The 20,037-nt window shown below is 53.2% G+C and carries 20 protein-coding genes; 10 read left to right on the top strand and 10 right to left on the bottom strand.

Annotated features, from left to right (window positions below; translation table 11 throughout):
* Genes O5O45_RS31190 through mpl form a run of 3 tightly spaced genes read right to left on the bottom strand, consistent with a single transcriptional unit; the run spans window position 1 to window position 2,820 of the window.
* Window positions 1-762 (bottom strand): ATP-binding protein, encoded by a 762-nt coding sequence (locus tag O5O45_RS31190; protein WP_305903138.1) that lies wholly within the window; start codon window positions 760-762, stop codon window positions 1-3.
* A gap of 49 nt (window positions 763-811) precedes the next feature.
* Complete coding sequence (locus O5O45_RS31185; protein ID WP_305903137.1) at window positions 812-1,450, bottom strand: flavin prenyltransferase UbiX; 639 nt, start codon at window positions 1,448-1,450, stop codon at window positions 812-814.
* The gene (gene mpl / locus O5O45_RS31180) at window positions 1,447-2,820 is read right to left on the bottom strand and encodes a UDP-N-acetylmuramate:L-alanyl-gamma-D-glutamyl-meso-diaminopimelate ligase (protein WP_305903136.1); all 1,374 of its coding nucleotides are present in this window, start codon (window positions 2,818-2,820) and stop codon (window positions 1,447-1,449) included. Before mpl ends, O5O45_RS31185 begins: the two co-directional genes overlap by 4 nt.
* Before the next feature lie 298 nt (window positions 2,821-3,118).
* On the opposite strand from mpl, the gene O5O45_RS31175 reads away from it, so the two are divergent.
* Window positions 3,119-4,381, top strand: a complete 1,263-nt coding sequence (locus tag O5O45_RS31175; RefSeq protein WP_305903135.1) for a 6-phosphofructokinase — start codon at window positions 3,119-3,121, stop codon at window positions 4,379-4,381.
* A 64-nt stretch (window positions 4,382-4,445) separates the two neighbouring features.
* Here O5O45_RS31175 and O5O45_RS31170 read toward each other — a convergent pair whose 3' ends face one another.
* Window positions 4,446-5,090, bottom strand: a complete 645-nt coding sequence (locus O5O45_RS31170; RefSeq protein WP_305903134.1) for a TetR/AcrR family transcriptional regulator — start codon at window positions 5,088-5,090, stop codon at window positions 4,446-4,448.
* A 246-nt stretch (window positions 5,091-5,336) separates the two neighbouring features.
* Here O5O45_RS31170 and O5O45_RS31165 point away from each other — a divergent pair, with 246 nt between their 5' ends.
* Complete coding sequence (locus tag O5O45_RS31165; protein WP_305903133.1) at window positions 5,337-5,783, top strand: DUF2214 family protein; 447 nt, start codon at window positions 5,337-5,339, stop codon at window positions 5,781-5,783.
* A gap of 5 nt (window positions 5,784-5,788) precedes the next feature.
* On the opposite strand, the gene O5O45_RS31160 is transcribed toward O5O45_RS31165, so the two are convergent.
* Window positions 5,789-6,223 (bottom strand): Lrp/AsnC family transcriptional regulator, encoded by a 435-nt coding sequence (locus tag O5O45_RS31160; RefSeq protein WP_305903132.1) that lies wholly within the window; start codon window positions 6,221-6,223, stop codon window positions 5,789-5,791.
* A gap of 222 nt (window positions 6,224-6,445) precedes the next feature.
* On the opposite strand from O5O45_RS31160, the gene yjeH reads away from it, so the two are divergent.
* On the top strand, window positions 6,446-7,705 hold the full coding sequence (yjeH, locus tag O5O45_RS31155; protein ID WP_305903131.1) for an L-methionine/branched-chain amino acid transporter: 1,260 nt from the start codon (window positions 6,446-6,448) through the stop codon (window positions 7,703-7,705).
* Between the two features lie 27 nt (window positions 7,706-7,732).
* Here the strand turns inward: yjeH and glcF are convergent, their stop codons facing one another.
* Genes glcF through O5O45_RS31140 form a run of 3 tightly spaced genes read right to left on the bottom strand, consistent with a single transcriptional unit; the run spans window position 7,733 to window position 11,549 of the window.
* On the bottom strand, window positions 7,733-8,950 hold the full coding sequence (gene glcF, locus O5O45_RS31150; RefSeq protein ID WP_305903130.1) for a glycolate oxidase subunit GlcF: 1,218 nt from the start codon (window positions 8,948-8,950) through the stop codon (window positions 7,733-7,735).
* 48 nt (window positions 8,951-8,998) lie between these two features.
* Window positions 8,999-10,057, bottom strand: a complete 1,059-nt coding sequence (glcE, locus tag O5O45_RS31145; protein ID WP_305903129.1) for a glycolate oxidase subunit GlcE — start codon at window positions 10,055-10,057, stop codon at window positions 8,999-9,001.
* A gap of 40 nt (window positions 10,058-10,097) precedes the next feature.
* Window positions 10,098-11,549, bottom strand: a complete 1,452-nt coding sequence (locus O5O45_RS31140) for an FAD-linked oxidase C-terminal domain-containing protein (protein WP_305903128.1) — start codon at window positions 11,547-11,549, stop codon at window positions 10,098-10,100.
* 388 nt (window positions 11,550-11,937) lie between these two features.
* Here O5O45_RS31140 and O5O45_RS31135 point away from each other — a divergent pair, with 388 nt between their 5' ends.
* The 6 genes from O5O45_RS31135 (at window position 11,938) to O5O45_RS31110 (ending at window position 17,373) form a co-directional block, all read left to right on the top strand.
* A complete protein-coding gene (locus tag O5O45_RS31135; protein ID WP_305903127.1) occupies window positions 11,938-12,957 on the top strand; it encodes an amino acid ABC transporter substrate-binding protein in 1,020 nt (339 codons plus the stop codon).
* Between the two features lie 95 nt (window positions 12,958-13,052).
* Window positions 13,053-14,240 (top strand): amino acid ABC transporter permease, encoded by a 1,188-nt coding sequence (locus O5O45_RS31130; protein WP_305903126.1) that lies wholly within the window; start codon window positions 13,053-13,055, stop codon window positions 14,238-14,240.
* A 5-nt stretch (window positions 14,241-14,245) separates the two neighbouring features.
* Complete coding sequence (locus tag O5O45_RS31125) at window positions 14,246-15,343, top strand: amino acid ABC transporter permease (RefSeq protein WP_305903125.1); 1,098 nt, start codon at window positions 14,246-14,248, stop codon at window positions 15,341-15,343.
* Window positions 15,344-15,364: 21 nt separating this feature from the next.
* Window positions 15,365-16,132 carry an amino acid ABC transporter ATP-binding protein gene (locus O5O45_RS31120; protein WP_305903124.1) on the top strand — a complete coding sequence of 256 codons (768 nt, stop codon included), beginning with the start codon at window positions 15,365-15,367 and terminating at the stop codon, window positions 16,130-16,132.
* A 9-nt stretch (window positions 16,133-16,141) separates the two neighbouring features.
* On the top strand, window positions 16,142-16,576 hold the full coding sequence (locus O5O45_RS31115) for a GNAT family N-acetyltransferase (RefSeq protein ID WP_305903123.1): 435 nt from the start codon (window positions 16,142-16,144) through the stop codon (window positions 16,574-16,576).
* On the top strand, window positions 16,573-17,373 hold the full coding sequence (locus O5O45_RS31110; protein ID WP_305903122.1) for a PhzF family phenazine biosynthesis protein: 801 nt from the start codon (window positions 16,573-16,575) through the stop codon (window positions 17,371-17,373). The genes O5O45_RS31115 and O5O45_RS31110 overlap by 4 nt, the downstream gene beginning before the upstream one ends.
* A 51-nt stretch (window positions 17,374-17,424) precedes the next feature.
* Here O5O45_RS31110 and O5O45_RS31105 read toward each other — a convergent pair whose 3' ends face one another.
* Complete coding sequence (locus tag O5O45_RS31105) at window positions 17,425-18,081, bottom strand: hypothetical protein (RefSeq protein ID WP_305903121.1); 657 nt, start codon at window positions 18,079-18,081, stop codon at window positions 17,425-17,427.
* The gene (locus tag O5O45_RS31100) at window positions 18,081-18,626 is read right to left on the bottom strand and encodes a hypothetical protein (protein ID WP_305903120.1); all 546 of its coding nucleotides are present in this window, start codon (window positions 18,624-18,626) and stop codon (window positions 18,081-18,083) included. The genes O5O45_RS31105 and O5O45_RS31100 overlap by 1 nt, the downstream gene beginning before the upstream one ends.
* A 433-nt stretch (window positions 18,627-19,059) precedes the next feature.
* Here O5O45_RS31100 and O5O45_RS31095 point away from each other — a divergent pair, with 433 nt between their 5' ends.
* Window positions 19,060-20,034 carry an SGNH/GDSL hydrolase family protein gene (locus O5O45_RS31095; RefSeq protein ID WP_305903119.1) on the top strand — a complete coding sequence of 325 codons (975 nt, stop codon included), beginning with the start codon at window positions 19,060-19,062 and terminating at the stop codon, window positions 20,032-20,034.
* Window positions 20,035-20,037: the final 3 nt, after the last annotated feature.

Genomic DNA, 20,037 nt, shown 5'->3' with positions numbered 1-20,037 from the left:
CTAGTTTTCGCTATGTTGTTTGAAGAATTGATACGCCACCCGACCGCTGCGGCCGCCTCTGGATGTGGCGAATTGAATAGCCAGTCTGTGCAGCGCTTCGCGATCGCCGGTATAGTCATGAAAATAATGATCGATAATATCCAGATAACTGTCCTGGTTGAATGGATAAAAAGAGAGCCACAAGCCAAAGCGGTCCGACAGCGAGACTTTCTCCTCTACCGAATCACCCTGATGAATTTCATTATTGACCAGCTTGGTCTCCAGGTTTTCCGACATGTACTCAGGCATCAAATGACGACGATTGGAGGTCGCGTAGATCAGCACGTTTTTCGGCGGCAGTTCGATGGAACCTTCCAGAACGCTTTTCAGGACTTTGTAGGTTTTCTCACCCGCTTCGAACGACAAATCGTCGCAAAAAATGATGAAACGCTGAGGTAAATCCCGCACTTCATCGACGATTTCCGGCAGGTAAATCAGATCGTCTTTATCCACCTCAATGACACGCAGTCCCTGGGGGAAATATTCATTCAACATCGCCTTGATCAGCGATGACTTACCTGTGCCACGGGAGCCCCACAACAAGGCGTTGTTAGCCGGTTTGCCCGCCAGAAAGCGCTCTGTATTGCGCTGCAGAGCCGCTTTCTGACGATCCACATTCAATAGCTCATCAAAACGAACAGGGTCAATTTCACGTACGGCGCGCAGGCTGCCTTTGAATTGTCGCCAGATTGCGGCGGGAGTGATGTTCCAATCAATACTCATAATACGGCTCGCAATATTAGATCTTTTAAATACAGACGGGCGACGAGGATCAGAAATCGTCGTCGCCGGGAGTCGAGGAGACCCTGCCCCACGCAGGAGTCAGATCCTGGTCAATGCCGAGGTGATTCAGAATGCGGGCGACGATGAAGTCGATCATCTGCTCCACCGATGCCGGCTTGTGATAGAAACCGGGAGATGCAGGCAAAATCGTGACGCCCATTTGCGACAGCTTCAGCATGTTTTCCAGTTGCACCGTGGAGTACGGGCTTTCTCTCGGCACCAGAATCAGTTGCTTGCGCTCCTTCAACACAACGTCCGCAGCGCGCTCAATGAGATTATTACTCGCGCCGGTCGCCACGGCGGATAGGGTTCCCGTACTACAGGGACAGACCACCATTCTCGCTGGAGAACCGGAGCCGGAAGCCACGGGAGACATCCAGTCCTCTTTGCCGAAGACACGCAATTGCCCAGGCGCCGCGCCAAACTCTTCGGTCAACGCCTGTTCCAGCTTCGCCGCCTGGCCGGGCAGTTTGATATCGGCTTCCACACTGGCGACCACATACGCCGCCTTCGACACCATCAAATAAACCTGATGCTGTTTTTGCAGTAACACCTGCAATAAGCGCCAGCCATACTGAAAACCTGACGCGCCGGTGATCGCTATAGTAATCGGCTCCTTAAACGTCACGACGACACCGCCTCTTCCTCGGCAAGCATGCTTTTCAGCTTCGCAGGCAACCCCGCGAATCCGCCGTTGCTCATAAGGACGATATGAGCGGGCCCTTTCACGTCGGCAAGCAAACGGGTGATATCGTCAACATTGCCCATGCACTGGTGCTTGGGCGCCGCATTACGCACAGCTGCATCCAGCCATTCGTAGCTATCCAGATTGGCCCAGACCACATGATCCGCCAGCTCCGCAGACGCTAATAATGTGTCCCGATGCACGCCCATTTTCATGGTATTGGAGCGCGGCTCAATGACCGCCCAGATCGGCGCATCGCCAACCCGCTTGCGCAGCCCTTCCAGCGTCAATTGAATCGCGGTGGGATGATGCGCGAAATCATCGTAGGCGACCACGCCGTTGCGCTCGCCCAGTTTTTCCAGCCGACGCTTAACCCCGGGGAAATCGGACAGAGCCGGAATCGCGTTTTGCGGCCGGATACCAATATGGCGAGCGGCCAGCAGTGTGGCCAACGCATTCTGTACGTTGTGAGCGCCGCTCATGCCCCACTCCACAACGCCGCATGACTCGCCGTTTAAGAACACTTCGAAACGGCTGCCGTCTTCCGCCAGGCACTTAGCCCGAATATCCGCTTGCTCGTCGCTCAAAGAGAAAGTCTGGCGCGGCGACCACAATCCCATCGCTATAGCTTCTTCAACAGCGGGTGTCTGCGTGGGCGTAATGACCAGCCCCTGGCGCGGCACGGTGCGCACGACATGATGAAACTGGCGCTGTATATCGCCAAGATCACGGAAGATATCCGCGTGATCAAATTCCATGTTGTTGATGATCAATGTACGCGGACGGTAATGAATAAACTTGGAGCGCTTGTCAAAGAAAGCGCTGTCGTATTCGTCCGCTTCGATGACGAAAAAGGAGGTGTCGCCCAGTCTGGCGGAAACATCAAATCCCTGGGAAACGCCGCCGATCAGAAAGCCCGGCGCCAGACCGGCCTGTTCCAGAACCCAGGCCAGCATGCTGGTGGTGGTGGTTTTGCCGTGAGTGCCGGCCACCGCCAATACCCAGCGCTCCTGCAGTACGTGCTCCGCCAGCCATTGTGGGCCGCTGGTGTAAGGCAGGCCTTTATCCAGAACATACTCCACTAGCGGATTACCCCGGCTCATGGCGTTACCGACAATAATAAGGTCGGGTTTGGGATCAAGATGGGATGGGTCATACCCTTCGCGCAACTCTATTCCCTGCGCCATCAGCTGCGTGCTCATGGGAGGATATACATTTTTGTCGGACCCGCTGACCTTGTATCCCATTTCCTTGGCGAGCAACGCCAGGCTACCCATGAAAGTCCCGCAAATGCCTAGTATGTGTACATGCATGTTTCTTGCTAATCGCTATCTTTTAATCTGTGAAAAGAATCAGTGTCTCATTCGTCCGGCCGCCAACGCAGGCGGTCTGTTTGGCGCAGATTGCGAATTGAACTTCAGAAAACTGAGCTTCAGGAGCATATCGGTCAATTATTACTGACGGGTTCCCTAAGCGCCAGCGCCGGACCGGAAATGGCCCTATCTATTGAGGAAATTTAAGAAAATTCGAGGGGGCTGAGCGGGGACATGAAAATGGCAATAAACTCGCGTATGATTCGCGCCCATAAGACGACGAGAGGCGACAACGAATATGACGGTTAAAAACGCGTTTTATGCGCAGTCCGGCGGTGTGACCTCGGTCATCAACGCTTCTGCCTGTGGCGTACTGGAAACAGCTCGCGCCCACTACGATAAAATCGGCAAAGTTTACGCCGGCCACAACGGCATTATCGGCGCCTTGCGTGAAGAATTGATCGACACCAGCCTGGAGAGCGACGCGGACATCGCCGCGCTGAAGCATACTCCCGGCGGCGCTTTCGGCTCTTGCCGCTACAAGCTGAAAGACATCAAAACCCACAAAGCTGAATACGAGCGCCTGATCGAAGTCTTCAAGGCGCACAATATTGGCTACTTCTTTTATAACGGCGGCAACGATTCCTCCGATACCGCCTACAAAGTCTCTCAGATCAGCGAGCAGCTGGGTTACCCGATCATCAGTATCGGCATCCCCAAAACCGTCGACAACGACCTGCCCATCACCGACTGCTGCCCGGGATTCGGCTCCGTCGCCAAATATATTTCCACTTCTATTATGGAAGCCTCGCTGGATATCCAATCCATGTGCGAATCCTCCACCAAGATTTTCGTCATGGAAGTGATGGGGCGCCACGCCGGCTGGATTGCGGCGGCGGCGGGACTGGCGCAACGCGAAGAAGGCGGGGCGCCGCAGATTATCCTGTTCCCTGAAACGCCATTTGATAAAGCCAGCTTCCTTCGCCGCGTGGATGAAGTGGTCAAACGCGACGGTTACTGCGCCATCGTGGTGTCGGAAGGCGCGCAATATGCGGACGGACGCTTCCTGTCCGACGCCGGCGTGACCGATGCTTTCGGGCACACGCAATTGGGCGGCGTGGCGCCGTTCATCGCCAACATGATCAAAAGCGAGCTGGGTTATAAATACCATTGGGCAGTGGCGGACTATCTGCAGCGCTCCGCCCGCCACATCTCTTCCGCCACCGACCTGGATCAGGCCTACGCCGTGGGCAAAGCCGCCGTGGATCTGGCCCTGGCGGGTAAAAACGCGGTAATGCCGGTGATTGTGCGGGAGCAGGACAGCCCTTATAAGTGGTCGATTGGCGAAGCGCCCTTAGCGAAAATCGCCAATGTGGAAAAGAAGATGCCGAAAGAGTTTATTACCGAAGATGGTTTCGGCATTACTGAAGCAGCGCGTCGCTACCTGCAGCCATTGATTCAGGGCGAGTCGTATCCGCCTTACAAAAACGGCGTGCCAGACTACGTGAAGCTGAAAAATCAGTTAGTGGCGAAGAAGCTCGCTCATTCTTTCAACGTTTAACGTATTTCTAAAGCGAGTCGTATATCGTGTAACCGGCGGGACAGGCTCCCGCCGTATTCCAGTCTTACTCTCCGTCCCTTTTCAAAATGCCGTATAGAGAGATTTTCAACGAATCCAGAATCATGGATTTTTCGCCGCTGCTCTCCGTGCATTTATACATTCCGTCTATCCAGAGACTGGCGATGCCATGCACCATTGACCAGGCGGCGTGGGCGATCAGAGAGACATCCCGGTCAGTAAATACGCCTTCGCTGACGCCTTTTGTAGCGATGTTCAGGATAACCTGAAACGCGCTACTGCCCGCTTCCGCCAATTCCGGATAATCCATCGGACAGGCGATCACAGGCCCGAACATCAACTTATAAAGTTCAGGGTTATCTCGCGCGAATTGAATATAGGCATTGCCGGAGTGGCAAAGTTGTTGCGATGGGTCGTTGTGTGCGTCAGCGGCTTCCTGGGTGACCCGTTGCAGCTCTCTGTACCCCTGCGCCGCCAGAGCGGCCAGCAACGCATTCTTGTCCGCGAAGTGGCGATAGGGGGCGGTTTGCGACACGCCGATTTCACGCGCCAGCGCCCGCAGACTGATCTTGTCCGGCCCAACCTGCTTGAGCTGCGCCAGGGCTTTGTCCAGCAACTCATTCCGCAGGTTGCCGTGATGGTAGGGCTGGTGCGCGTCAACGCCTGCGACAGCTTCTCTCAAATTACTCACCTTACTCTCTTCTACTTATTCGTGTTTATTGGTTCAGGATAAATCCATCTCAAAGTCTCTCCCATGATCCACAGCAGCTTTACGCCGTTTCCTGCGATGCGTCCGAAGTTAAGCGTTAAACACCGCTTCAAACCGGATATCTCTGATAAGTGTGGGGCGCAAATCCATAAGCGTCAACATTGTTGACACAGAAAACATTTTAATCACACAATATTTTCACCGACAACATAAACAGGAAATCACGCCATGTTCCTTTCCATCGCTCTATCCTGGCTCCACTTTATTTGCATCTTTGCGCTGGTCAGTCTGTTGCTGCAAGAGCGTAAAATCCTGAGTATGAATTGGTCACGAGATACCGCCAAAGCGTTGCTGGCGACGGATCGATGGTTTGGACTTAGCGCACTGGCGGTCTTGTTAAGCGGATTTGCGAGGGTATTTTTCGAGAAAGGCGAGGCGTACTATTTTTCCAACTTCTTCTTTTGGAGCAAACTTGCGTTGTTCATTATCGCCGGGCTGATTTCCATTTATCCAACAGTACAGTTTCTACGTTGGCGCAAGCCAATTCAGGCCGGACAAACACCGGAGCTTGGCTTCGACACCCGCCGCAGAGTCACCCGCGCAATCCATGCGCAAATGCTGCTGGTTCTGCTTATTCCGTTATGCGGCGTGCTCATGGCGCGAGGGTATGGCTAACGCCCTCAGGCATTAAGAAACTCGTTGATGTACTCCGACATGACGACGTGGGTTTTGATTTTCCCCACACCGGGAATAGCAGTAAGACGATCGCGGATTTCATGAATCCGCGCCATATTCGGCGCCTTCAGGAATAACATCATATCCGTGTCCCCTGCTACGCCGTGGCACACTTTGATTTCAGGAATGGTTCTGAGTATCTGCGCCATTTCCGTACATTGAATTTCGTTATAGCTGATCTCCAGATACACTGAAACCTGATCCTCCCGCGCCTGCGTGACGAGCACCTGGTAGCCGCGGATAATTCCCGTCTCCTCCATTTTGCGAATACGGTCGGTCACCGCCGAGCGGGACAGGCTTACTTTTTCCGCGATGGCTGACACCGGCTGTCTCGCGTTTTCACGCAATAACTGAAGAATTTTTTCATCAAATTTGTCCACAGGCTCTCCCACTAAAATACTCGACAAATCAACTATCAAGCACCGTTTCACCCCTATTTGGGCGACGCGCCGACGTTATGCCGATCAAACCGGCATTTTGGCGGCGTAAAGCCGCAATTTGCAACGAAGGATTTGATTATTATTGCAAAGGTCCGTCGCCATCTCGTCATTGACAGCACGACGCACTCGATAGACCCCGCATACACCTCAAGGAAAATTATCATGCAGTCGCTCCACCGCTCGCTCAGTTTCAGTCAGGGTCTCGGTATCTTGGTGTCCGCCCTGCTGGGGACCGGCGTCTTTATCGTTCCCGAGCTCACGGTCAAACAGTCCGGCGCCAACGCGCTGTGGGGATGGGGTTTACTAGTGTTCGCCATTATTCCCATCGCCTTCGCTTTCGCCAGATTGGGCAAACGTTATCCCCACGCCGGCGGAGCCTCTCATTACGTGCATTCCGCCTTTGGCGCGACGCAGGGCCGCATCATAGGCTGGGTTTTATTAGCACTGGTGCCGGTAGGGCTGCCCGCTGCAATGGAAATGGCGGGCTGGTTTCTCACCTCTCTGGTCGCACTGACGCCGGCTGAACTCCTCGCCGTCAAACTGGCGCTGGTGGCGGGCATGCTGTGGGTTAACCTAAGAGGCGTCAAACTATCAGGCTCCTTACAAACCGTCATCGCCTTCAGTGTCGGCGGCATTGTGGTGCTGCTGTCCGTGCTGGCCTGGTTCGACGTCATTCCGCCGATCCCTGCTGAGCCCACCTCTTTCAACTGGGAGCAGGTTGGCGCGGCGGCGGGGCTCGCGTTCTGGAGCTTTATCGGCATTGAAACCCTCGCCCACTTATCGACAGAATTCAAAAATCCTGAGCGGGACTTTCCTCTGTGCCTGATTATCGGCGTAGCGCTGGTCGGACTGGTGTATTGGATGGGTAGCTGGGTGACGCTGCATTACGCGTTAGGCGCGGATTATTCCGGCCCCGCCATGGTGTATCTGTTCGATGCGCTAATCGGCGGCCACGGCAAGCTGTTGATTGGACTGTTTGGCTTCCTGTCCTGCGTCGCCACCATGAACATCTATCTGGCGGGCTCTTCACGCATGTTATGGAGCCTGGGTAAGGACGGCGCAACCTATCCTGCTTTGGGCAAGGTCAACCGCCATGGCGCGCCGGCGAATGCAGTGCTCGCCATGTCCATCGCCAGCGCGGCGAGCCTGCTTGTCTTCTCCGTGTTGCAAGTGCCTCTGGAAGAGTTGATTCGCATGGCCAACGGCATGATCGTGCTGGTTTACCTGCTGACGATGCTCTCCGCCGTACGCCTGTTCCGAGGCAAGGACCGTATTTTGCCGGGACTGGGGGCATTGGTGTGTCTTTATCTGGCGTATACCTTGATGAGTTCTCTGTGGTGTATCGCCATGGTTTACACCGGTATTTTCATTATTTTGAAAATACGCAAACCCAAGCAGACGCTGATGGGAGCGCAGGCGTAACGCCTGCCTCTCCGCTTTAATTCTGGCTTATCCCAGCGCTTCGTCCATGATCTCAATCCAGTGCCTGACCGGCACTCTCGCCTCGGACGCCAGATGCAATTGACACCCCACATTCGCAGTGACAATGGTATCAGGATCATCCTGCACCAACGCTGCGACCTTCTTCTTTAATAACTGACGGCTCATCTTCGGTTGCAGCAGTGAATAGGCGCCGGCGGACCCGCAACACAGGTGCTTGTCTCGCGCCGAGGCGAGATCAAATCCAACATCGGTCAGAATCTTTTCTACAATTCCTGGCAGTTTTTGCCCATGCTGCAACGTACAGGGGCAATGCACGGCGATTTTCGAGTAGTTCCTTTTTATAGACAGGACAGACAGATCCTCCGCCACCACCACCTCGCTAAGATCACGGGTCATTTGCGACACTCTATGAGCCTTTTCCGCGTACTCAGGATCATCCTTCAGAATATGCCCGTACTCTTTCACCAACTCGCCGCACCCTGAAGCGGTGATAACAATCGCTTCCAAACCGGATTCAATGGCAGGCCACCAAGCGTCAATGTTCTTTTTCATCAAACGCTTGCCTTCATCCTGCGCGCCCAGATGGTAGCTGACGGCGCCGCAACAGCCCGCCTCGTTTGAGGCGATAAGACTGACGCCAAGCCGGTCCAGCACCCGCGCCGCCGCCGCGTTTGTGTTGGGCGTGGTGACGCTTTGGGCGCAGCCGTGCAGCCCCATCATCACTCTGGGCTGACGTTGGGGCGGCCAGGTGATCGGCACCTGCTTCTCAGGAATTTTCTTGCGCAGATATTCCGGCAGCGCCGGTCTCACCCATTGACCGACGACGATCAGGAAACCGAAACGCTGCGGGTAAGGCAACAGCAAAAGCAGAATTTTGCGCAATAGACGCTCGCGCCAGGTGCGAGGAACTTTTTTCTCCACCACGCCGCGGCCGATATCCAGCAGCTTGCCGTATTCAACGCCGGAGGGGCAGGTGGTTTCACAGCTTCGACAAGTCAGACAACGATCCAAATGCAGGCGGGTGCTCTCCGACGCCTCATCCGTCTCCAGCATCTGCTTTATCAGATAGATGCGCCCCCGGGGGCCATCCCGCTCATCACTCAGTTCCTGATAGGTAGGACAGGTAGCGTTGCAAAAGCCGCAATGCACGCAGGAACGAATAATTTTTTCCGCTTCATCGCCTTCTGGCGTGTTCTTATATTTAGCGTGGATTTCGGTTTTCATCAGTGACCTTTGAGTCCCGGACTTGCTCGCTTCAAATCCGGTTAAATACTAAAGCCAGGAGTACAGCCTGCCTGGATTGAATATGCCGTCGGGGTCCAGCGCCGCTTTCAGCCTTTGATGCAACGCCCGCAGCGGCGGAGAGAGCCGGTGGTAAACTTCACCGTTACGATCGCCATGACGATACAAGCTGGCCTGGCCCTGAGCGGAAACCGCATAACGCTCCATGGCCGTTAACGATGATTCAGCCCGCACCCACCTTAAGGCGCCCCCCCAATCCAGCAGCACCGGCGCGTCATTTCCTAGCGGCGGCGCGGAAGGTTTGACTGATAGGCGCCATAAGGGCATATCGCCTTCAAAGAATTCATGAGTCTGCTCTTGAATCAGACGCCAGAAATCCGCCGCCCGCTCCAATAATTCGCCTCCCCAATAGCCGATAGTGCTGGCAACCGCCTGCTCCGCGCCGGACAGTCGCAAGTACAAACGCCCGTCCGTCCAGCACACGGCTGATAATGGACGCGGCTGTCGGCACAACTCCACCATTTTACTGATCGCCGCGGCCTCATTGCATTCCTGCACCAGCGTGGTTTCCAGCTCCGGCTTGGGGGTCACCCGGATACTGAGTTCCGTAATGACGCCCAGTGATCCCATAGCGCCGCACTGCGCCCGCGACAAGTCGTAACCAGCAACATTTTTCATCACTACGCCGCCAAATCGCAGGTGTTCGCCTTTGCCATTGATAATGCGGGTTCCAAGCAGAGCGTCACGCACAGAGCCACGCCAGGGACGGGCGGGCCCAGAGGTATTGGCGGCCAAAGCGCCGCCCAGCGTCGCGCGACCGTCATATTCCGGAGGCTCAAACGGCAGCATCTGACCTTGCTCGTCCAGTGTTCGCCTCAGGTCGGCGATACGCGTGCCGGCTCTGGCGGTGATCACCAGTTCAGAGGGCGAATAATCCACGACGCCGCTATGTTCGCTAAGGTCCATCGCCTCGCCGACGGCGACGCGTCCCAGGAATGTTTTGCTACCCCCGCCCCGTATCATCAGAGGCCGACTCGCCGCTCTGGCGGTCATCACTTGGTCGACCAGTCTGTCAGCTATGTCCGTCATTTATATATATTCATCCGGGACGGCGCTTCCGCCCACACTATTAATTGCCTATCGAGCGATATTCCTGACATCTGCGCAGCACGGGAACGCCTTTGCCTGGATTCAAAACCCCGCCAGGATCAAACGCTTCCTTTACAGCGTGAAACTGCTCCAACTCCGCCTCTGAAAACTGCGCGCGCATCTGCCGTATTTTTTCCAGACCCACGCCATGCTCGCCAGTGATGCAGCCGCCGACGGCGACGCACAACTCCAGAATTCTGCCGCCAAACTCTTCTGTCTTTTCAAACTCGCCCGGCACATTGGCGTCAAACATAATCAACGGATGCAAATTGCCATCGCCAGCGTGAAAAACATTCGCTACGCGCAGCCCGTATTCTTCCGACATTTCCCGCATTCGCGTCAATACATAGGACAATTGACTGCGGGGAATGGTGCCGTCCATGCAATAGTAGTCGGGAGAAATGCGCCCCACCGCGGGAAACGCGGATTTGCGGCCCTTCCATAATAACGCGCGTTCCGCATCGCTCTGGGACGTCCGCACGGCGACCGCGCCGAGCTCGCGAAACAGGTTTTCCACCTGCTCCACGTATTCCACCACCTCTTCTCTCACGCCATCAATTTCACATAGCAGGAGCGCTTCCGCATTAGTCGGATAACCGGCGTGCACGAAATCTTCCGCCGCCTGAATAGCGTAACGATCCATCATTTCCAGCGCGGCGGGAATTATCCCTTTGGCGATAACCCCCGCGACCGCGTCGCCCGCCTTCTCCACGCTGTCGAACGCCGCCATGATCACCTGCGCGGAGTCAGGAGATGGCAGTAGCTTGACGGTAATCTCGGTAATGACGCCCAATAGTCCTTCCGAGCCAATGATCAACGGCAAAAGATCGAAGCCGCAATTATCCAGCCCCTGTCCGCCGACGCGCACTCTCTCGCCTTCTGCCGTGAGCATTTCAAACGCCAGCACGTTATGCACGGTCAGCCCGTATTTAAGACAGTGGGCGCCGCCGGAATTTTCCGCCAGATTACCACCGATGGTGCAGGCGATTTGCGAGGACGGATCAGGCGCGTAAAACAGCCCCATAGGCTCCACCGCCTGACTGATCGCAAGGTTTCGCACGCCCGGCTGCACCGTAGCGGTGCGCGCTTCCGGGTCAATGCGCAGTATCCGATTAAAGCGGGCCAAAGAAAGTAAAACCCCGTCCGGGCTCGGCGTGGCGCCCGCCGACAACCCAGTTCCGGCGCCACGGGCGACCACCGGCACGCCCCAGCGATGACAGAGCTTGAGAATCTTCTGCACGTCCTCCACGGAGTCCGGCAATAGAGTCAGCAACGGGCGTTCGCAGTAGGCGGACAAGCCGTCGCACTCATACACCCGCAACGTTTCCTCATCTGCAATGATGGAATCCGAAGGCAAGAATTTCGCCATTTCTTCAATGAGCAACTTTTTGCGGGTTTCAAATGAGCTTGCGGAAGTAACGGATGAATACATGGAAAGCCGATTATGATGGAAGGTCTCTCGCCAACAGTTTCCCTTCGGAAAACACGTATTTTTTAGCATAAAAACGGACTGGCTTGCACCGTAATTTAATCTTTTTCCCTATCGCGCACCAACATTAAGCACAACCGTATTTCATCATCTACACTTTACTTTGGAATTAGTCCGTGGTCTGCAGCCAAATTTATGAAACGCCACGACATCAATAAAATCATGGAGTTACGGCATTACAATTGCATTAACCAAGGCGAAGTTCATTGGATACGTAATTACCGAAATGCCCGAATTTTTGTGTTTACGCATTCTCGTTTTTGCGAAAACACTATGCTAAGTTAAATCCGGTAATAACAATGAACAACAAACAACCAACCGAGGGTAAAAAATGAAGAAGACATTCGTTTCTGCAGTTGCAGCGCTTGGGTTTATGACAGCTACCGGTGCAGCGATGGCTGACGGCACACTGGACGCTGTAAAGAAAAAAGGGTTTGTTCAGTGTGGTGTGAGCACTGGCCTTCCCGGCTTCTCCAACCCGGATGACAAAGGCAACTGGATGGGCCTCGACGTTGACCTGTGCCGCGCAGTTGCAGCTGCGACGCTAGGCGACGCTTCAAAAGTAAAATACATCCCACTCACCGCCAAAGAGCGCTTCACAGCTCTGCAATCCGGCGAAATCGACCTCCTCTCCCGTAACACTACCTGGACACTGACTCGCGACGGCTCACTGGGCCTGAACTTCGCTGGCGTCAACTACTACGACGGTCAGGGCTTCCTGGTAAGTAAAGATCTGGGCGTGAAGAGCGCGAAAGAACTGGACGGCGCAGCAGTGTGTATCCAGGCGGGAACCACTACCGAATTGAACCTGGCCGACTACTTCCGTGAGTTCGGCATGAAATACCAGCCAGTGGTATTCGATACCTCCGACCAAACTGTAAAAGGCTTCGAAGCCGGACGTTGCGACGTTCTGACTTCTGACCAGTCTCAGCTGTACGCCCTGCGCATTCAGCTTTCCAACCCGGACAAAGCCATGGTTCTGCCGGAAGTTATCTCTAAAGAGCCTTTGGGCCCGGTTGTTCGTCAAGGCGACGACCAGTGGTTCAACATCGTGAAGTGGTCTCTGTTCGCAGCGATTACCGCTGAAGAACTGGGCGTGTCTTCCGATAACGTAGACAAAATGAAATCCAGCACCAATCCGAACGTACAACGTCTGTTGGGCTCCGAAGCCGGCCAGGGCAAAAACCTGGGTCTGGACGATACTTGGGCTTTCAACATCGTTAAGCAAGTCGGTAACTACGGCGAAATGTTCGAGCGTAACGTCGGTAAATCCTCTCCGCTGGGCATTGAGCGCGGTCTGAACGCACTGTGGACCAAAGGCGGTCTGCAATACGCTCCACCTATCCGCTAATACAAGCCTTAGTGTCTGGGCGCACGTCCGTGCGCCCTATCCTGTTCTAAACACCCAATTTAATAACTCCTTGCCGATCCTCTGGAGAACATTGAGTGGATATTCAAAACAAAGGACAGGATAAAGCGAAAACAAAAATCTGGAACGATCCTGCAGTACGCTCTGTATTTTTCCAAGTACTTGCTGTGGGCGCCGTAGTCGCTTTTTTCCTGTACATTATTAATAACGCGCTTACCAATATGGAACAGCGCGGGATAACTACCGGTTTCGCTTTTCTTGGCGATCAAGCCGGATTCGGGATTCTCCAGTCATTAATTGAATATGACGAGACCCACTCCTTTGGCCGTACATTCTTTGTCGGTCTGCTGAATACAGTGCTGGTCGCTGTGTTGGGCATTATCCTGGCGACTATTCTTGGATTTTTCATCGGTATCGGACGCCTGTCGCACAACTGGCTAATCTCAAAGCTGGCGACGACCTATATCGAGACTTTCCGGAACATCCCCCTTCTGCTGCAGATTTTCTTCTGGTATTTCGCTGTATTGCAAGGCCTTCCAAGCCCACGCAACAGTATGAGCATCGGCGAGTCTGTATTCTTCAATATCCGCGGCTTATACCTTCCTGGCCCCGTCTATGAAGATGGTTTTGGCGCTGTCGCTTTTGCAATAGTGGTCGCCATCTGCATTATTATCGGTCTGGTGAGATTCGAGCGTAAAAGACAGCGTGAGACAGGAAAGACGTTCCCCCTGTTCCTGCCGTCCGTTGGTATTTTGTTCGGCCTCCCTCTGATTGTTTACTTCCTCGCGGGTTCTCCCATGCATTGGGATTATCCAGTGTTGGCGGGCTTCAACTTCAAAGGCGGTTTGACGATTATCCCAGAGCTGATTGCGTTGCTGATCGCGCTGACTGTCTATACTGCTGCATTCATCGCCGAGGTGGTGCGTTCCGGTATTGAAGCGATTCCAAGAGGTCAAAGCGAAGCGGCCAACGCCTTAGGGTTGTCGAATGGACAACGTCTGCGTTTGGTTATCGTTCCTCAGGCAATGCGGGTCATTATTCCACCAATGACCAACCAGTACCTCAACCTGACCAAAAACTCTTCGTTGGCGACCGCTATCGGTTACCCGGATCTGGTGTCCGTGTTCATGGGCACAACCCTGAACCAGACCGGTCAGGCGATAGAGATTATATTTATGACAATGGCCGTCTATCTGTTCCTCAGCTTGAGCACCTCCGCTCTGATGAACTGGTACAACAGCCGTATTTCATTGGTTGAGAGGTAATCGAAATGAGCAATAAATTTGTTCCATTGCCCGACTTGCCCCCGCCATCCAATACGGTAGGCGTCGTCGGTTGGCTCAGAAGCAATCTGTTCAGCAGTCCGATGAACAGCATTCTGACCATTATCGCCTTTTACCTGATTTATTCGGGTATCTCCTGGTTTGTCTCCTGGGGAGTCATTAACGCAGACGTCATTGGAACCTCACGGGAAGACTGCACCTCCGGCGGCGCCTGTTGGGTATTCATATCCGTCCGTCTGCCGCAGTTCATCTACGGTTTCTATCCGCCGGATGAAATCTGGCGCATCAACGTAATGTTCGCGATCGCCATCATCGGCATCGTTGCACTGATGATCGACAAAACACCCAAAAAAGGGTGGATTGCACTGTTTATGTTGGTCGTTTTCCCCGTCATTGCGTACTTCCTTCTGTATGGCGGCGCTTTCGGTCTGGAAGTGGTGGAAACCCATAAATGGGGCGGACTGACGCTCACGCTGGTCATCGCTACCGTCGGCATCGTTGTCTCGTTGCCAATCGGCGTCGCGCTGGCGCTGGGTCGCCGTTCTGAAATGCCCATCGTGAAGAGCATCAGTGTGGTCTACATTGAGTTCTGGCGTGGCGTTCCCCTGATCACGGTGCTGTTCATGGCCTCGGTCATGCTGCCGTTGTTCATGAGCGAAGGCACGGAAACCGACAAGTTGGTGCGCGCCATGATCGGCGTCATCATGTTCCAGAGCGCGTATATGGCGGAAGTCGTACGCGGAGGTCTGCAGGCGATCCCCAAAGGTCAGTATGAAGCGGCTCATTCCCTGGGCCTGAGCTACTGGAAAATGATGTGCTTCATCATTCTCCCGCAAGCGCTCAAGCTGATGATTCCCGGTATCGTCAATACCTTTATCGCTCTGTTCAAAGACACCAGTCTGGTATTGATCATCGGCCTGTTCGACCTGCTCGCTATTGTGCAGTCAGCATTGCACGATCCCAAATGGCTAGGCTTCTCCGTTGAAGGTTATATTTTCGTGGCTTTCTTATTCTGGGTGTTCTGCTTCGGAATGTCCCGCTACAGCCAGGCGCTGGAGCGTAAACTGAATACCAGTCACCGATAGGCAAGTTTTCTGGAGTACGACATGAATACGAATACTAACAGCGCAGAATCCCGCAAGAGCATGATCAACCTGCGCGGCGTCAACAAATGGTACGGCAAGTTCCATGTACTGAAAGACATCAATCTGGAAGTGTACAAGGGCGAACGTATCGTTGTGTGCGGCCCATCAGGATCAGGCAAGTCCACCATGATCCGCTGCATCAACCGTCTGGAAGAGCATCAACAGGGGGACATCATCGTTAAAGATATTCCTCTGACCAACGACCTTAAGAACATCGACAGCGTGCGTCGGGAAGTCGGTATGGTGTTCCAGCACTTCAACCTGTTCCCTCACCTGACGGTGCTTCAGAACTGTACGCTGGCTCCAATCTGGGTGCGCAAAGTACCGCAGAAAGAAGCGGAAGCGACGGCGATGATGTATCTGGAAAAGGTGAAGATTCCGCATCAGGCGCACAAATATCCGGGGCAGTTGTCAGGTGGTCAGCAACAGCGCGTGGCAATCGCCCGCAGTCTCTGTATGAACCCTGAAATCATGCTGTTCGACGAACCGACTTCGGCGCTCGACCCAGAGATGATCAAAGAGGTGTTGGACACCATGATCGAGCTGGCGGAATCCGGTATGACCATGATCTGCGTCACCCACGAAATGGGCTTCGCCAAGACCGTGGCCAACCGGGTAATCTTTATGGACGCCGGTCAGATCATTGAGGAAAATGAGCCGCACGAGTTCTTCAACAATCCACAGAACGAGCGGACCAAACTGTTCCTCAGCCAGATCCTGCAACACTAAGGACAAAGCTTGCAAACATTGATGTTGCGCAGAGCGGAGGCGGCTGACGCCCCCGCTCTTCTACCCCTGATTGAGCAGTTGGGGTACTCCCTTACCCTGACTCAGCTCGATCATACTCTCTCTACTTTACTCCACGATTCCCACGCGCATTTTATGGTCGCCGTCAGCGGCGATAAAATTCTCGGCTTCATTCAGAGCAATCTCAAACGCACCCTGGTGGCAGGGGGCTATGTTGAGATTGTCAGTCTGGTGGTTGATGAGCTCGCACGGGGACAAGGCGTCGGCGGAAAGCTGATCGAATCCGAGAAGGAGTGGGCAAAACAACAGGGAGTATTTAAAATTCGATTAGGGTCGCGAATTCACCGGGAGCAGGCTCACCAGTTTTACGAGGGTCTGGGTTTTACCCGCATCAAGACACAACACTGGTTTGAGATCACTTTATGAGTAAGCATCAGTACTTTCAGGTTGACGCATTCACTTCCAACATATTTTCCGGAAACCCCGCCGGGGTTTGCAGCCTGGACGACTGGCTGCCGGACCACACGCTCTGCAAAATCGCCGCAGAGAACAACTTATCGGAAACGGCGTTCTACGTACCGCGCACCAACGGCTTCGATCTGCGCTGGTTCACGCCGGAAGCAGAAGTGGATTTATGCGGCCACGCTACGCTGGCCACTGCTTTTGTGCTTTACGAGCTGAAAGGTTTCAAGGGACCTCGCATTCAATTCCACACCCGCAGCGGCACGCTGGAAGTGACCCCTCATAAGCAAGGGGGCTACGCCATGCTATTCCCAAGCCGCAAGGGCGAGCCTGTTGAGCCGGAACCGGCCCTGCTGGAAGCGCTCGGCGGAGTGAAACCGCTGGAGGTGCTGAAGTCCCGGGATTATATGGTCGTGTTAGAAAACGAAGCCGCCGTGCGCGCCGTCTATCCAGACATGCGCATGCTGAAACTTATCGACTCCCTGGGCGTCATCGTCACCGCCAAAGGCGATAAGGTCGACTTCGTATCCCGCTTCTTCGCTCCCAAAGTCGGCGTGCCAGAAGACCCCGTCACCGGCTCCGCCCATTGCACACTGACGCCTTACTGGTCAGAAAAACTGGGCAAAGTGGAGCTGACTGCCCGCCAAATCTCCCAACGCGGCGGCGAAGTCATGTGCCACTATCGCGGCCCGAATGTACTGCTGGTCGGCCAGGCGCGACTTTATCTCGAAGGGGTGATTAACGTTCCTGGCGAGAGTTGATAACCCAAGTAAAGCAGCGCTTGCCAGACAAATCTAAGCGCTGTTTTACTTTCAATGTAAATGTCCTCCGAAAAGCTGAAGGGTTTGCTCCAAGTCGCAACTCAAGTACAGAACATAGGGAGTCTCGACTTTGTGAATACACCATTCTCCTTCACTTATTAGCTCATTGAGCTGATGCTCAAAAAGGGGCACTCGAAATATTCCTAAAGGGCACGGCTGACTCTCGTTATCCGGATTTCTTAAAAAGTCTTCGATGAGACTGACTTCATCTCTTAAGCTAAACGGTAAATCGAGATCAACTATCACGCCGAAAGCTTTTAATGCACGACACAAATACGAAAGCATGTCGCCAAAAGCTTTTATATTTCTACTATCCATGTATTTTTTAACCGAAACTATGTCAAAGTCTATATAGACATAACCGACCGAATCCCGCTCAAAAAAAACACAATACTGAGTCCGCTCATTCCATATAAATTCCTGAGAGTAGCCGTCGTGTTTTTTCAAGAACTCAGTTAGTGAGTCTCCGTCAAGAAATACTTCATCACCGTGTTCATCAATTACATTTCTGTCTTCATCTAATGTGACAGAGTAAATCCCTGGCGTCTTTGAAAACCCTAATGTATAAAGGAGCCGATTCGTTTCTCGGCTTAGCGCAACTAGTTTGATATTCGGTACAAGGAAGCACGCTGTTAGCTTAGTATCCATTAGTTAACCACCTCCACTTCAAATCCAGACTCTTCGTACATTTCTTTTAGTTTCTGGTGATCTTCATTTTGTCCATCAATCTTGGCTCTCGGAGGCAAACAAGGGTCAAAAAGTTTGGATTGAATATCTCTTAATCGCCTCCGTTGTTTACCTTTCTTCCGATACTGCTTAACATTTGTACTCTTAGCCTCGCCTATTTGCCTATCACCAACAACATCCACCTCCTGGTCTTGGCCACACTTTTTACATTTATACTCAGCGCCTGCACTTACAAGATTCATCTTTGGAAGGTTGTCTTCTATAGCTCTGTTCTCGAACGCATAGCCTCTTTTTTGTCCAGACCTACTCGCCTTATTACCAAGCTTATCTATTAGCTTCTTATTAGCCTCAGTGGCTTCTGCAACTGACGGTTGCGAAATAGCTTCCCAATCATGATCGCAATCTTTTGGAGCTAAATCTGCGTTATCCTCACTACTTGGGCAGGTTCCGTGAATTTTCTCCAAGGAAGATTTGTTACCCATCTCTTTCTTAAATTCTTCATCCATTACTTAGAGCACTCCTTATCGTCCGCAGAGTTACCAAACTCATGCCGCTAGATGCTTATTTGTCTTTGGTTATTAACACAGCATGCAGGTAATCAGCCTAACACCTATTCATCAAAACTTGGATGAAGGAATTATTTAGGCATCTTCCACACCTAATTTTACAAATTCCAGTAGCCGTTTTTACAAAAAAATGAATCGTGTTCAGTGAAGAAAGTTTCTGTTTACTCTTCGTCAATTCCACGCTAACCCAATGATTTTATGTGGTTTCCGCTAATTGAGACGACATTTCTCATTTCAGGCACGGATCCTGCGATAGAGGGATAACGACTCAGGCTCACGCGGAGCGTTGGGATTGAGTAGAACGGACGCTAAAAGCCCGGTTTCGGCGTCCGAATGAAAAAAGAGAGCTAACTGTAGAAATAGGATGAGCATAATGAACACGGTGAAAGGAACCTGGAAACAAACCTTTTTGGCGCCGTTGGCGTGCGCAGTCGCCCTGTCGGGCTGTCAACTGAGCGATGATGAAGAGAAGGAGACCTCTGAGTCTCGCCCCTACAGCGCGCTCTATGTATTTGGAGATAGTCTTTCTGATACCGGGAATCTGGGCGGCTACCTCTCTCTGGAGACAGACCTGCCCTCCCCCTTTTACGACAACCGGATTTCCAACGGTAAGTTGATCGTGGATTACGTGGCGGAGTCTCTGAATGTAGAGGTAGAACCGTCCCTATACCTGGATGAAATTACCGACGGCACCAACTATGCCGTGGCCGGCGCTCAGGCGGACGCAGATCAGAATATCGACCTGGATTTCCAGGTGGACACCTATATGGAATACCATTCCGAAGAGGCGTCCCCGAAAGCGCTCTACCTGTTCTTTATCGGCGGCAACGATATTCTTGAGCAACGTGGAGAGACGTCCCCCAACAACACCAACGCCCTGGATCTTGCCGCGGACAAAGTCGCCGCCAATGTTCAGGAGGTGATAGACAAGGGCGGGAAAAACATCGTTGTGCTTACCGTACCGGATGTGGGCAAAACCCCAAAAGTGTTGAAAGAATCAGCAGAGCCCGGACAGGAAGGTCGCTCGCAACTAGTCAGCGACCTGACCGTTTACTTCAATAACCAAGTGGAGCTGAAGCTATCAGCGTTGAACATGGGCGAGGCGAAAGTCACGATGATCAACTCTTACCAAATCGCTCTGGATATTCTCAATAATGCAACGGACTACGGCTTCACTAACACCACGAACGGCTGTTATGTGACGGAAGACCTGGAGTTCAGCGACATCTGTAGCGAAGAGCAATTCGATAATTTCTATTACTTCGACAGCATTCACCCTTCCGGTAAGACCCATCGCCTGATCGGGGAGAAAGTGGCGGCGGAAATCCCTGCTCCGGCGGGATCCTAACTG

It is taken from the genome of Hahella sp. HNIBRBA332 (assembly GCF_030719035.1).
Classification (GTDB): Bacteria; Pseudomonadota; Gammaproteobacteria; order Pseudomonadales; family Oleiphilaceae; genus Hahella.
Note: the sequence above shows the minus strand (reverse complement) of the source record. Positions and strands in the feature narration are given on the sequence as shown.